Source organism: Pseudoroseomonas ludipueritiae, assembly GCF_014490445.1.
Classification (GTDB): Bacteria; Pseudomonadota; Alphaproteobacteria; order Acetobacterales; family Acetobacteraceae; genus Pseudoroseomonas; species Pseudoroseomonas ludipueritiae.
In genome coordinates, this window is record NZ_JACTUZ010000128.1 from 1 (window position 1) to 12,581 (window position 12,581).

The 12,581-nt window shown below is 70.0% G+C and carries 11 protein-coding genes and 1 pseudogene; 6 read left to right on the forward strand and 6 right to left on the reverse strand.

Annotated features, from left to right (window positions below; translation table 11 throughout):
• Positions 1-606: tetratricopeptide repeat protein (locus IBL25_RS19950; RefSeq protein WP_367615648.1), on the forward strand; the 606-nt coding region annotated here is incomplete at its 5' end.
• Between the two features lie 298 nt (positions 607-904).
• Here the strand turns inward: IBL25_RS19950 and IBL25_RS19955 are convergent.
• The gene (locus IBL25_RS19955; RefSeq protein ID WP_187780267.1) at positions 905-1,582 is read right to left on the reverse strand and encodes a YggS family pyridoxal phosphate-dependent enzyme; all 678 of its coding nucleotides are present in this window, start codon (positions 1,580-1,582) and stop codon (positions 905-907) included.
• Between the two features lie 273 nt (positions 1,583-1,855).
• Between IBL25_RS19955 and IBL25_RS19960 the strand changes: the two genes are divergently transcribed.
• From IBL25_RS19960 to holA, 5 genes are all read left to right on the forward strand, one after another.
• Positions 1,856-3,094 (forward strand): porin, encoded by a 1,239-nt coding sequence (locus IBL25_RS19960; RefSeq protein WP_187780268.1) that lies wholly within the window; start codon positions 1,856-1,858, stop codon positions 3,092-3,094.
• 149 nt (positions 3,095-3,243) lie between these two features.
• A complete protein-coding gene (locus IBL25_RS19965) occupies positions 3,244-3,768 on the forward strand; it encodes a DUF3576 domain-containing protein (RefSeq protein ID WP_187780269.1) in 525 nt (174 codons plus the stop codon).
• Between the two features lie 136 nt (positions 3,769-3,904).
• Positions 3,905-6,529, forward strand: coding sequence for a leucine--tRNA ligase (gene leuS / locus IBL25_RS19970; RefSeq protein WP_187780270.1), 2,625 nt, complete (start codon positions 3,905-3,907; stop codon positions 6,527-6,529).
• On the forward strand, positions 6,495-7,061 hold the full coding sequence (gene lptE, locus IBL25_RS19975; RefSeq protein WP_187780271.1) for an LPS assembly lipoprotein LptE: 567 nt from the start codon (positions 6,495-6,497) through the stop codon (positions 7,059-7,061). The genes leuS and lptE overlap by 35 nt, the downstream gene beginning before the upstream one ends.
• 2 nt (positions 7,062-7,063) lie before the next feature.
• On the forward strand, positions 7,064-8,101 hold the full coding sequence (gene holA, locus IBL25_RS19980; RefSeq protein ID WP_187780272.1) for a DNA polymerase III subunit delta: 1,038 nt from the start codon (positions 7,064-7,066) through the stop codon (positions 8,099-8,101).
• 64 nt (positions 8,102-8,165) lie between these two features.
• Here the strand turns inward: holA and IBL25_RS19985 are convergent, their stop codons facing one another.
• The 5 genes and pseudogenes from IBL25_RS19985 to IBL25_RS20005 form a co-directional block, all read right to left on the reverse strand.
• Entirely contained in the window at positions 8,166-9,008 is an 843-nt protein-coding gene (locus IBL25_RS19985; protein ID WP_187780273.1) for a ParB/RepB/Spo0J family partition protein, read from the reverse strand.
• Entirely contained in the window at positions 9,005-9,826 is an 822-nt protein-coding gene (locus IBL25_RS19990; RefSeq protein WP_187780274.1) for a ParA family protein, read from the reverse strand. Before IBL25_RS19990 ends, IBL25_RS19985 begins: the two co-directional genes overlap by 4 nt.
• A complete protein-coding gene (gene rsmG, locus IBL25_RS19995) occupies positions 9,813-10,433 on the reverse strand; it encodes a 16S rRNA (guanine(527)-N(7))-methyltransferase RsmG (RefSeq protein WP_187780275.1) in 621 nt (206 codons plus the stop codon). Before rsmG ends, IBL25_RS19990 begins: the two co-directional genes overlap by 14 nt.
• Complete coding sequence (gene mnmG, locus IBL25_RS20000) at positions 10,430-12,295, reverse strand: tRNA uridine-5-carboxymethylaminomethyl(34) synthesis enzyme MnmG (RefSeq protein WP_187780276.1); 1,866 nt, start codon at positions 12,293-12,295, stop codon at positions 10,430-10,432. The genes rsmG and mnmG overlap by 4 nt, the downstream gene beginning before the upstream one ends.
• A 23-nt stretch (positions 12,296-12,318) precedes the next feature.
• Positions 12,319-12,581: pseudogene (locus tag IBL25_RS20005) on the reverse strand (tRNA uridine-5-carboxymethylaminomethyl(34) synthesis GTPase MnmE); the annotation flags it as partial.

Consider the following 12,581-nt stretch of genomic DNA (forward strand, 5'->3'; position numbering starts at 1 on the left):
ACCGAGGTGCAGCGCCGCCTGCTGGCCGCCCCGGCCGAGCCCGCGCCGCCCGCCAACCCACGCAGCGCCGCGCTGCTGGCTGCTGGCCTCTTCCTGATCCCGGCCGGAGGCATCGCGCTCTACCTCTGGCACGGCGCCCCGGATGTCCCCGCCGCACCCTATGTCGAGCGCGCCGCCGCTGCCGCGCGGGACGACGCGCTGCTGGCGCAGCTCCGCAGCCGCATCGAGAGCGTGCCGCCGCAGAGCGAGGGCGCCCGCCAGGGCTGGCTGCTGCTGGGCAATGCCGAGCGCGGGCGCGGCCGGATGGATGCCGCCGCCGAAGCCTTCTCCCGTGCCCTGGCCATCCGATTCGACGCCGGGGTGGCGGCGGAGCTGGCGGAACTGCAGATCGGCCGGGGCGAGATGGAAGCCGCCGGCACCGTCATCGCCGAAGCGATGCGCCAGGATGCGCGGGACCCGCGCCTGCGCTTCCTGTCCGGCCTGCTGGAAGCCCGCGCCGGCCGGCCGCAGAACGCCCGCGCCACCTGGCAGGCCCTGCTGGCGGATACGCCGGCCGAAGCACCGTGGCGGCCGTTCCTGGAACGCGAGTTGCAAAACCTGCCCTGAAGCGACCAAGCCGGGGCCAAAGAGGGCTCTGCCCTCTCTGGACACTCCCGCCAGGGTGGAAAGTCCACCCCGGACCCCGCTGTCAGTTCAAGGCGGGGTTTTGAAGGACGCGGCGCGGCGCCAGTGGCTCATGTTGAAACCTGAAAGGCCATGCGGGCTGAAGCCGCAGTCGCCGGAGGTCATGGGCCTCCGGCGGAACCACCGCGCCACAAGATAAGAAATGGCGGGGCCTGGGGTGACACTGTCACCCCAGCGGGGGTTCCAAGGGGGCGGCGCCCCCTTGGCCCCGGCACTTCATTCAGCCCACCGGGTAAGGCCGGTGCCCGAAGATGGCGGTGCCTACCCGCACATGGGTGGCGCCCTCGGCGATAGCGGCTTCGAAATCACCGCTCATGCCCATGGACAGAGTCTTGAGGTCGAGTCGCGAGGCCATCGCGGCCATGCGGGCGAAATATGGTCCGGGTGCATCCTCGGCGGGCGGGATGCACATCAGGCCGGCGATCTCCAGCCCGTGCTCCTCCCGGCAGAAGGCCAGGAAGTCGTCCACGGCCTCTGGCGCGATGCCGGCCTTCTGCGGCTCCTGGCCGATATTCACCTGGATCAGCAGGCGCGGGCGGCGCCCTTCGCGCGCCATGGCATCGGCCAGCGCGGCGGCGAGGCGCGGGCGGTCCAGGCTCTCAATGGTATCCGCTACCCGCACGGCGTCGCGTGCCTTGTTGGTCTGGAGGGCGCCGATCAGGTGCAGGCGCATCTGCGGATGTGCCGGCTGCAGCGCCGGGAATTTGGCGGCGGCCTCCTGCACCCGGTTCTCGCCGAAGACATGTTGCCCGGCGGCCAGGGCCTCGGCCACCGACTCAGCTGGATGGGTCTTGGAGACGGCGACCAGCGTCACCTCCTCTGGCCGGCGGCCGGCGGTGGCGCAGGCTGCGGCAATGCGGTCCCGGATTCGTTCCAGGGCAGAAGCAATCGGGGTCATAATCACAGACGGTAAGGGCGCTGCTTCCCTTGCTCAAGCGCCTGCCGGGCTGCTCCAGGCCAGGGAGAGTGGCCTCCATGTTGCATCCACGCCACACTGTCTCGCTGATGTCGCGTTGGCCCCTCACGAACCATTGCTCCCCTTCTCCTGGGTGAACCATAGTCCCGCCTGGGCTTCACCCGGTGTCGATCGGCAACGGGCAGGTCTGTCGAGGGGGACAGGCCGAGCCGCGGGAACAGCCGGTACGCACCGGCGCGTGAGGAGGTTATTGGGATGCGCAAGATTTTGCTGGCGACCACCGCGGTTGCCGCTGCCGCACTGTTTGGCCCTGGTGAAGCTGCTGCTCAGCAGGCGCCGACGGTCCGCGTGGGCGGCTATTTCCGCTTCAACTATTCCTTCACCGATCAGGACAATGCCACCACCAGCACGGTGCGCACGGGCAAGTCCGACTTCGCCTCCGACGCCGAAGTGCACGTGATCGTTGAGGGCAAGACGGCCAACGGCCTGACCTACGGCTCCACGATCGAGCTGCAGGTGGACTACAACCGTGGCGCCACGTCCAACACCTCCAGCAAGACCCAGCTGGACACCGACGAGATGTACGTCTGGGTGGCTTCGCCCACGATGGGCCAGCTGCGCTTCGGTGACGAGGACGGCGTTGTGCTCGGCGCGATGCTGACCGGCTTCGTGACCAACTTCGGCACGGGCGGCGTCGACGGCGACTGGGGCGACAACGTGATCGGCGCCAACAACCGCCCGACCTACGTTGCCGGCGGCTACCTGGCCGACAGCACCAAGATCATCTACACCTCGCCGCAGTTCTTCGGCTTCGACTTCGGCGCCTCCTTCGCCTTCACCAACGGCGAGGGCGAGGACACGGGCTGCACCACCGACGCCGTGTCCCCCGCCTGCGACCGCGCCAGCGCCTATTCCTACAGCCTGGGCAGCGCGCGCTTCCGCAACGAGCGTCAGGCCGCCATCCGCTACCGTGGCAGCTTCGCTGGCGTGGGCCTGCAGGCCAATGCCGGCTACATCGGCGCCGACGCGACCAAGAACATCGACGGCCCCTCCGCCAAGGGCTTCGACGCCTTCTCCTTCGGTCTGCAGGCGACCGCCTACGGCTTCCTGGTCGGTGGTAACTACACCTTCGGTGACGGCGCGATGGGCCTCGGCCTCCTGAACCGCCCGAACCCCGGCGAGCGTAACGACACCCGTGGCTTCCAGACGGTCTTCGTCGGCGCCTCCTACTCCATCGCCGGCCTGACCGTTGGTGCGAACTTCGCCAACACCCGCGGCGCTGGTAACCAGGACATCCGTACGAGCGCCCGTAACGACCGCCTGTGGTCCGTCGGCGCCAACTACACCCTGGCTCCGGGCCTGCAGCTGGTGGCCGAGTACACCAACCTGAAGCGCAACGAAGACGGCTACGACTTCTCCGCCGGCCGCGTTGGTGGCAACAACAACACCACCCAGTCCGACGTCGTTCTGGTTGGCACCCGCATCGCCTTCTGATCCTTCCGGATCACAGGCTGCGGAAAGGCGGCGGGGAAACCCGCCGCCTTTTTCTTTGGCCACCAGCCATGGCTTCTGGTGGCGACTCTGCACCGCCCCGCCGCTTTTGCTCTTGATTGAAACCGGCGCCCCCCTATCGTGCGGCAGCCATGCGCAAGTTCCTCGCCTTCGGGCTGCTCCTCCCCGTCCTCGCCGGCTGCGGCTATGGCCGCCCCGTGGGTAACGACGAATATTACGATGACAGCCGCCGCGCCCGCGTGCAGGGCCGGCTGGGTGGCAGTGATGGTATCCTGCTCCTGGGCACCGACCGCTCCCAGCGCGGCAGCGGCGGTGACCAGGATGGTGCCGGGCTGGGCGTGAACGCCTATCTCTGGCGCGCCACGCTGGACACGCTGTCCTTCCTGCCGCTCTCCTCGGCCGACCCCTTCGGCGGCGTCATCATCACCGACTGGTACGCGCCCCCCGCCACCCCGGATGAGCGCTTCCGCGCCACGGCCTATATTCTCGGCCGCCAGCTCCGTTCCGACGGCGTGCGGGTGACGGTGTTCCGACAGGTGCGCCAGGGCGGCGGCTGGGTCGATGCCCCCGCCTCCGCCAGCACCGCCACCGACCTGGAGAACCAGGTGCTGGCCCGTGCGCGGGAGCTGCGCAGCCTCTCCGCCGCCGCGCGCTGACGCCGCAGGGCCCTGCGGCCCGCGGAAGATGCCTGTATGGGAAGGGCCAGCCCTGCGGGGCTTGCCCTTCCCATTGCCGCACCGGGCGCCTATGCCTGTTTTCCGTATTGCCTGAGCAGATCGATCGCCCCAGTCCATGAATGACGCCGTGACCTCTTCCCGTTCTTCCAGCGAGCCTGGCAGCCAGCGTGCCGAGCCGGCGCGCTATGACTTCGCCAAGGCCGAACCGCGCTGGCAGGAAGCCTGGTCGGAGCAAGGGTGCTTCCGCTCCCCGGATGTGCCGGATGGCACGCGGCCGAAATACTACGTGCTGGAGATGTTCCCCTACCCCTCGGGCAAGATCCACATGGGGCATGTGCGGAACTACACGCTGGGCGACGTGGTGGCGCGCTACAAGCGGGCCCGCGGGCATCAGGTGATGCACCCCATGGGCTGGGATGCCTTCGGCCTGCCGGCCGAGAACGCTGCGCGGGAGCGCGGCGTGCATCCGGCCAAGTGGACCTACCAGAACATCGCCGCCATGCGCGCCGAGCTGCAGCGCATGGGCCTGTCGCTGGAATGGGAGCGGGAATTCGCCACCTGCGATCCTTCCTACTACGGCCAGCAGCAGAAGCTCTTCCTGGAGTTCATGAAGGCCGGGCTGGCGGAACGGAAGGAAAGCTGGGTCAACTGGGACCCGGTGGACAATACCGTGCTGGCCAATGAGCAGGTGATCGACGGGCGCGGCTGGCGCTCCGGCGCGCTGGTGGAGAAGAAGAAGCTCTCCCAGTGGTTCCTTTCCATCACCAAGTTCGCGCCGGAACTGCTCTCCGCCCTCGATGGGCTGGAGCGCTGGCCGGAACGCGTGCGGCTGATGCAGGCCAACTGGATCGGCCGCTCCGAGGGCGCGCGGGTGCGCTTCGAGCTCGCCACCCCGGTCGAGGGCATGGAGCAGGTGGAGGTCTTCACCACCCGCCCCGACACGCTCTTTGGCATGAGCTTCCTGGCCGTCGCCGCCGAGCATCCGCTGGCCGCTGCCGCCGCCGCGCGTGACCCCAAGATCGCCGAGTTCATCACGGAGGTCCGCAGCCTCGGCACTTCCGAGGCCGCCATCGAGCAGGCCGAGAAGCGCGGCATGGATACCGGGCTGCGGGTGAAGCACCCCTTCACCGGCGAGACCTTCCCGGTCTGGATCGCCAATTTCGTGCTGATGGAATACGGCACGGGCGCCATCTTCGGCTGCCCCTCCGGCGATCAGCGCGACCTGGACTTCGCACGCAAGTACGACCTGCCGGTGCCGCCGGTCATCCTGCCCCCGGGCGAGGACCCCGCCACCTTCAGCATCGGCAAGACCGCCTATACCGAGGACGGCACCCTCTATAACTCCGGCTTCCTGGACGGGCTGGGCACCGCCGAGGGCAAGCGGGCCGCCATCGACGCGCTGGAGGCCAAGGGCGCCGGCACGGGCGTGGTGAACTGGCGCCTGCGCGACTGGGGCGTCTCCCGCCAGCGCTACTGGGGCTGCCCCATCCCGGTCATCCATTGCGAGGCCTGTGGCGCCGTGCCGGTGCCGCAGGACCAGCTTCCGGTGGTGCTGCCGGAGGATGTGGACTTCTCCAGGCCCGGCAACCCGCTGGACAACCATCCGACCTGGAAGCACGTCTCCTGCCCCCATTGCGGCGGCCAGGCGCGGCGCGAGACCGATACCTTCGACACCTTTGTCGACAGCTCCTGGTACTTCGCCCGCTTCACCGCGCCCAAGGCGGAAACGCCCCTGGTGGCCGAGGCCGCCAATGGCTGGCTGCCGGTGGACCAGTATATCGGCGGCATCGAGCACGCGATCCTGCACCTGCTCTATTCCCGCTTCTTCACCCGCGCCCTGAACGGCATGGGTCAGCTGGCCACGCCGGAGCCCTTCGCCGGGCTGTTCACCCAGGGCATGGTGCAGCATGCCTCCTACAGGGCCCAGGATGGCCGCTGGCTGTCCCCGGAGGAGGTGGAGGCTACCCCTGACGGGGGCGCGGTGGAAAAGGCCACAGGCCTCGCCGTGACGGTGTCGCGCAACGACAAGATGTCGAAGTCGAAGCGCAACACCATCGACCCCGGCGCCATCATCGACCGCTACGGCGCCGATACCGCCCGCTGGTTCATCCTCTCGGACAACCCGCCCGACCGCGACATGGAATGGACGGAGGCCGGCGTTTCCGGCTCCTCCCGCTTCACGCAGCGGCTCTTCCGGCTGGTCTCCAACAACCTGGCCAGCCTGCCGGCGCCGGGCACCCTGCCCGCCGCCGATGCCGGCCGCGACCTGCGCCGCGCCACCCACCGCACCATCGCGGCGGTGACCGAGGCGCTGGAGACCTTCGCCTTCAACGTCGCCGTCGCCCGCATCCATGAATTCGCCAATGCCATCGAGGCGGCGGCGGAGGCCGATGGCGCCGCGCGGCGCGAGGCGCTGGAAGCCGTCACGCGGCTGATCAGCCCGATGATGCCGCATCTGGCCGAGGAACTCTGGTCGCTGCTGCGGCCCGGTGAAAAGACGCTGGTGGCGCAGTTGCCCTGGCCGGAATCCGACGCTTCCCTGGCGGCCGCCGATAGTGTCACGCTGGCGGTGCAGGTGCTGGGCAAGCTGCGGGCCACCATTGCCGTGCCGGTGGGCACGGACGAGGCCGCGGTTTTCGCCCAGGCCGAAGCCGATGAGAACGTGCAGCGCGCCATTGCCGGGCGCCCGATCAGGAAGCGCATTCATGTCCCGGGACGCATCGTCAACTTCGTCGTCTGACCGCCTGCTCCGGCCGCGCCGCAGGGCCCTGCTGGGCCTTGGCGCCGCCGGTCTGCTGGGCCTGTCCGGCTGCGGCTTCCGGCCGCTCTACGGCCGCGCCGATCCCGTGGACGGCGCCGTGGCGGCGGAGCTGGGCGCCATCGACGTGGCGCGCATCCCGGAACGCACCGGGCAATTGATGCGCCGCGCGCTGCAGCAGCGTCTCTGGGCCGGCGGGCAATCCTCGCCCCGCTATACCCTGACCGCCTTCCCGAGCTTTGGGGTCGAGCAGGAAGGCATCCGCCCGGATGGCCTGCCCACCCGCATGCGCTACACCGCCACCGCCAATTGGTGGCTGACCACCAATGAGGTGCCGCCGCAGCCCGTCGCCAATGGCACGGAGCGGACGCTGGATGCCTTCGACCTGCCGGACAACCAGTTCTTCGCCGCCGATGCGGCGCGGGATGCCATGGTGACGCGCCTGGTGGACCAGATGGCCGACGACATCGTCACCCGGCTGGCGGTGCGCTTCCGGGGGCAGGACGCCGGCTGACGGTGGCGAAGCTCGACGCGCGCCGCCTTCCCGCCTTTCTGAAGGACCCTGGCACCACCCGTGCCGTGCTGCTGCACGGGGAGGATGCCGGGCTGGTCCGCGAGCGCGCCGAGGCCATCCAGCAGGCCGTGATCGGCGGCGACGACCCCTTCCGCTTGTCCGAGCTGCCGCGAGAGGCAGCCGCCAAGCCCGGTGCCCTTTCCGCCGAGATCTCCGCGCTGGCGCTGACCGGCGGCCGCCGCCTGGTGCGGGTGCGGGATGCCAGCGATGCCCTGGCCGCCGGCGTGAAGGAAGCCCTGGCCTCCCCCGGCGATGCCCTGCTGCTGCTGGAAGCCGGGGAGTTGCCCGCCCGCGCCAAGCTGCGCGCCTTGCTGGAGCCGCATCCCGAGGCCGCGGTCATTGCCTGTTACCGGGAGCGCGGCGCCGATCTCGCCAATACCATCGCCGCCCTGTTGCGCGAGCAGGGCGTCACCGCCGAGCCTTCCGCCCTGGAATGGCTGGCCGGGCGCATGGGCGAGGACCGCATGATGCTGCGGCGGGAGATCGAGAAGCTCGCCCTCTATGCCGGCGAAGGCGGCCGGCTGGGCGAGGAAGACGTTCTGGCCTGCATCGGCGATGGCTCCACCCTGGACCTGGACGAGGCGCTGATCGCCGCCACGGCGGGCGAGGTCGCGGTGGCCGACCGCGCCCTGGACGCCGCCCTGGCGGAAGGCGCGCATCCGGTGATGGTGGTGCGCGCGGCGCTGCGACATGTGCAGCGGCTGCATCTGGCCGCCCTGGCCATGGCGCAGGGCGCCAGTGCATCCTCGGCGCTGGAGGGGCTGCGGCCACCGGTGTTCTTTCGCCACAAGCCGGGCTTCGAGCGGGCGCTGCGCTGCTGGTCTCCCGCATCTCTCGCCCAGGCGGGGGAGATGCTGCTGGAGGCGGAGAAGCGCACCAAATCCAGCTCCGCGGCGCGGCCGATCCCGGACCAGACCATCGCGCGGGCGGCAATCATGACGCTGGCGCGGCAGGCGCTGGCGGCGCGGCGGCGCGGGTAGAAAAGCAAGGCTGGGGAAGGAATTCCCCAGGCCCCTTCTTTCCTTTTCGAGTTTGTTCTGCGGCTCAGCTCGGGTTCAGCAGGCGGATCAGGCTGTCGAGCTGATCCAGATCCTTGTAGCCGATGGTGATCTGCCCGCCCCGGTTGCCATGGCGCACGCTGACCTTCAGGCCCAGCCTGGCCGTCAGGTCGCGCTCCAGGGCACGGGTATTGGCATCCTCGGCCTTGGCCGGGCGCTGGCGCTCGGAGGCGGCGGCCAGGGCTTCGGTCTGGCGCACGTTCAACCCGCGCGTCACCACCATCTCCGCCAGCTTCACCGGGTCCGGCGAGGTCAGCAGGGCACGGGCATGGCCGGCGGACAGGCTGCCACGGCCCAGCATCTCCCGCACCTTGTCCGGCAGGCCCAGCAGGCGCAGCGTATTGGCCACATGGCTGCGGCTCTTGCCCACGGCGCGGCCCAGATGCTCCTGGGTCAGGCCGTATTCATCCGTCAGGCGGCGGTAGCCCTGGGCTTCCTCCAGCGCGTTCAGGTCCTCGCGCTGCAGGTTCTCCACCAGGGATGCCGCCATGGCGGCGCGGTCGTCCAGTTCATGGATGACCACGGGAACCTCGTGCTTCTGCGCCAGTTGCGAGGCGCGCCAGCGGCGCTCCCCACCGATGATCTGATAGGTGCCGGGAGCGCCGGGCTTGGGGCGCACCAGGATCGGCTGCAGCACGCCATGCTCGCGGATGGAGGCCGCCAGTTCCGCCAGGCCGGATTGGTCGATAGGGCCGCGCGGCTGGAAGGGGCCGGGCTCCAGCGCCTCCACCGGCAGCGTGCGAGGGATGCTGCTGGCCGCTTGCGCCGGCTGGTCACCCAGCAGGGCCGAGAGGCCCATGCCGAGCCGGGAGGGTTTGCGTCCGCTCATGCCTGCTGCGCTCCGGCGGCTTTGGCGGCGGCGCGCTCACGCCGCAGCAGCTCGGCGGCCAGCTTGATGTAAGCCTGGGCGCCTGTGGATTTCATGTCGTAGAGCAGCACCGGGAGGCCGTGCGAAGGTGCCTCGCTGACCCGGATGTTGCGCGGGATCACCGTCTCGAACACCTTGTCGCGGAAGAAGGCGCGGACATCGTTCGCCACGAGCTCCGAGAGGTTGTTGCGGCGGTCGAACATGGTCAGCACGATGCCATCCAGGCTGATCGTCGGGTTCAGCGCACGCTTCACCCGCTCGATCGTGCGGGTGATCTGCGAGACGCCCTCCAGCGCGAAGAACTCGGTCTGCAGCGGGATCATCACGGACTGCACCGCCACCAGCGCATTCAACGTCAGCAGCCCCAGTGAGGGCGGGCAGTCGATCAGGATGAAGTCGAACTTCGCCAGCGTCTCCGCCGCCGCATCCAGCGCCTGCCGCAGCCGGCGTTCACGGTTCTCCATCCCCACCAGTTCGATCTCGGCACCGGCGAGGTCGTTATCGGCCGGCAGCAGGAACAGGTTAGGAACCTTGGTGGGCTGCATCAGCTCCGCCAGAGGGCGTTCCCCCACCAGCAGCGCGTAACTGCCATCCCCCCGGCCCGCGCGTGGCAGCCCCAGCCCGGTGGAGGCATTGCCCTGCGGGTCGAGGTCGATGACCAGCACGCGCTTGCGCGTGGCCAGGGCGGTGGCCAGGTTGATGGCGGTAGTGGTTTTGCCCACTCCGCCCTTCTGGTTGGCGAGTGCGATACGGCGTGGTGTGCGGTCAGGCCCCGGCACGGCGAATCCTGGAAAGGCGGAAAATGGAAGCGTCGGCGTCGGTGCTGCTCTTGAACCGCTCGGCGGCCAATGTCCAGCCCGGCTCAACGGCTTGCAACTCTTCCAAAGCGCTACGCCCCTTGGGAAAAATGGCGACACCATCCGGCGCCAGCAGGCGCTCGGCCCAGGGCAGCATTTTTTCAAGAGGCGCCAGGGCACGGGCGGTCAGTACCGCGAGCGGCGGCAATGTCACGGCCTCGATGCGTTCGGCATGCACCTGCACATGGCGCAGGCCCAGTTCAGCGGCGGCGGTCTGCAAAAAGGCTGCCTTCCGCCGGTCCGATTCCACCAGATGCACCGGCCGCTCCAGCCCCATGGCCAGCACCAGCCCCGGAAAGCCACCGCCGCTGCCAAGGTCGCCCAAGGGTCCCTCCCCTGGCGGCACCAGCGGCAGCAGTTGCAGGGAATCCGCCACATGGCGCTGCCGCACCGCGGCCTCGGTCATGGGGGCAATCAGGTTGATGCGGGCGTTCCAGCGCAGCAGCAGCGGCACGAAGGCATCGATACGGGCTTCCGTTTCACGTGAAACGGCAAAGGGAGGCAGAACCTGCACGACATCCTGTTTCACGTGAAACGCTCCACCTTGCGCAGATGCACGGCCAGGGCGGCCAGGGCGGCCGGCGTCACTCCTGGCACGCGGCCGGCGCCACCGAGGGTCGCCGGGCGGGCCGTGGAAAGGCGCTGGCGCATTTCATTGGACAGGCCCGGCACGGCGGAGAAGTCCAACCCGGCTGGAATGGTAGCCCGTTCCTCCCGCTCGATCAGCCGCAGTTCCGCCGCCTGGCGCTGAAGGTAGGGGGCATAGAGCGCCTCCGCCTCCAACTGCGTCCGCACGCCGCGCGGCAACTCCGCCAGCCAGGGGAAGGCACGGTCCAGTGCCGCGGCATCCAGTTCCGGCAGCGCCAGCACCTCCAGTAGGGAGCGCCAGCGGCCATCCTGGTTGATGGTGATGCCGGCCGCCTGCAGGCCAGCGGGGGTGCCGCCCTCGGCGCGGGCGCGCGCCAGGGCATCGGCCACATCGCTGGCGAAGCGGCGGTGCTTCGCCGCCCGCTCGGGCCCGACGCAGCCCCAGGCGATGCCGGTCTCCGTCAGGCGCAGCCCGGCATTGTCGGCGCGCAGCGCCAGCCGGTGCTCGGCCCGGGCGGTCAGCATCCGGTAGGGCTCGCTGACGCCCTGCAACGTCAGGTCGTCCACCATGACGCCGAGATAAGCCTCGGTGCGCGCGAGGCTGCGTGGCTTGCCGCCGCCCGCCAGGGCCGCCGCGTTCACCCCCGCCAGCAGCCCCTGCGCGCCGGCTTCCTCATAGCCCGTGGTGCCATTGATCTGCCCGGCCAGGAACAGCCCCGGCACCTCCCGCACCTCCAGCGTCGCCGCCAGCGCGCGGGGGTCCACATGGTCGTATTCGATGGCATAGCCCGGCCGCAGGATCACCGCCTTCTCCAGCCCGGGGATGGAGGCGATGAAGGCGCGCTGCACATCCTCCGGCAGGCTGGTGGAGATGCCGTTAGGATAGATGGTGGGGTCGTCCAGCCCCTCCGGCTCCAGGAAGATCTGGTGCCGCTCCCGCTCGGCGAAGCGCACCACCTTGTCCTCGATCGAGGGGCAGTAGCGCGGCCCCACCCCCTGGATCTGGCCGGAATGGATCGGCGCCCGGTGCAGGTTGGCGCGGATCAGCGCATGGCCTTCCGGCGTGGTGGCGGTGATGCCGCATTGCACCTGCGGGTTGGTGATGCGCTCCGTCAGCCAGGAAAGCGGCTCCGGCGCCTCGTCCCCCGGCTGCATCTCGAGGCTGTTCCAGTCGATGCTGCGGCCATCCAGGCGCGGCGGCGTGCCGGTCTTCAGCCGGCGCATCGGCAGCCCCAGGCCCTCGATCGCCAGGGCCAGCCCGACGGAGGGCGCATCCCCCACCCGCCCCGCCGGGATGCGCGTCTCGCCGATATGGATCTCGCCCCGCAGGAAGGTGCCGGTGGTGATGACCAGGGCGCCGCAGGCGATGCGCGCGCCATCGGCCGTCAGCACGGCGCGGATGCGCCCGGCGGCATCCCGCTCGATCCCTTCCGCCGCCACGGCACGGATGGTCAGGTTGGCCTGCTCCGCCAGCAGCGCCTGCACCGCCTGGCGGTAGAGCCTGCGGTCCGCCTGGGCGCGTGGCCCGCGCACCGCCGGGCCCTTGCTGCGGTTCAGCAGCTTGAAGTGGATGCCCGCCGCATCGGCGGCGCGGCCCATCAGCCCGTCCAGCGCATCGATCTCGCGCACCAGATGCCCCTTGCCCACACCGCCGATGGCGGGGTTGCAGGACATCTCGCCCAGCGTTTCCAGCTTGTGGGTCAGCAGCAGGGTCCGGGCGCCGCAGCGGGCCGCAGCCGCGGCGGCCTCGGTGCCGGCATGGCCGCCGCCCACCACCACCACATCGAATGTCATGTCGCGCATGGCAGGGATATACCGCCCCCGCGTCATTTTCCGATGCAGAAATCCCCGAATACCACGTCCAGCACATCCTCGACACCGACGCGCCCGGTCAGCCGCCCCAACGCCCGCACCGAAGCCCGCAGCGCCTCAGAAGCCAGTTCCGGCAGCGGCGCCGCCACCGCCTCGTCCAGCCAAGTGGCCGCCTCGGTCAGCGCCGCGCGGTGGCGGGGGCGCGTCAGCCCTGCTTCTGCTGAGAGCCCCGCCCGCGCCGAGGCCGCCGCCGCCAGCGCCTCCCGCAGCGCATCCA